We start from the raw sequence: 891 nt of genomic DNA on the forward strand, positions 1-891 counted from the left end.
CAGTGATCGATGGCAAGGTTGCAGCGGCTTCGGTGATCGAGGCGGTCAAGAATGCGGCGGCGGGACTTGAGGCGGAGACCGGTGTGAAGACCGGGCTTGCGGTCGTGATCGTCGGTGACGATCCGGCAAGCCACACCTATGTCGGCGCCAAGGGCCGCATGGCGAAGGAATGCGGCTTCAATTCCATCCAGCACACGTTGTCGGCGGAAACGACACAAGGTGAACTCGCAGGCCTGGTCGCCTCCCTTAATGACGATGCATCCATCCACGGCATTCTCGTGCAGCTGCCGCTGCCCAAGCATCTGGATTCCGATGCGATCATCCAGTCGATCAAGCCGGAAAAGGATGTCGACGGCCTGCATGTCGTCAATGCCGGCAAGCTGGCGACCGGCGATCTCGAGACCGGCCTGATCTCCTGCACGCCGGCTGGCGCCATGCTTCTGGTGCGGCGCATCCGCGGCGAGGACCTGTCTGGACTAAATGCCGTGGTCATCGGCCGCTCCAACCTGTTCGGCAAGCCGATGGCACAACTGCTGCTCAATGCCAATGCGACGGTCACGACGGCACATTCGCGAACGAAGGATCTGGCGTCGGTCGCGCGCGGCGCGGATATTCTGGTGGCAGCCGTCGGCCGTCCTGAAATGGTCAAGGCGGACTGGATCAAGCCCGGCGCGACCGTCATCGACGTCGGGATCAACCGGATCGATGCGCCGGAACGGGGTGAGGGCAAGAGCCGGCTGGTGGGCGATGTCGCCTATGCGGAGGCCGCCGATGTTGCGGCTGCGATCACGCCGGTTCCGGGCGGTGTCGGACCGATGACGATTGCCATGCTGATGGCCAACACCGTCATCGCAGCCCACCGCACCGCCGGCAGAAAGCCGCCGAAGTTTT

The 891-nt window shown here is 63.7% G+C and carries 1 protein-coding gene; it reads left to right on the forward strand.

All coding sequences use genetic code 11. The features are described 5' to 3' along the window. Positions 1-2 precede the first annotated feature (2 nt). Positions 3-891, forward strand: an 889-nt coding sequence (locus HGP17_RS33360) for a bifunctional methylenetetrahydrofolate dehydrogenase/methenyltetrahydrofolate cyclohydrolase (RefSeq protein ID WP_348649020.1), incomplete at its 3' end; no start/stop codon positions are given.

The sequence above is a fragment of the Rhizobium sp. P38BS-XIX genome, from assembly GCF_012641435.1.
Taxonomy (GTDB): Bacteria; Pseudomonadota; Alphaproteobacteria; order Rhizobiales; family Rhizobiaceae; genus Rhizobium.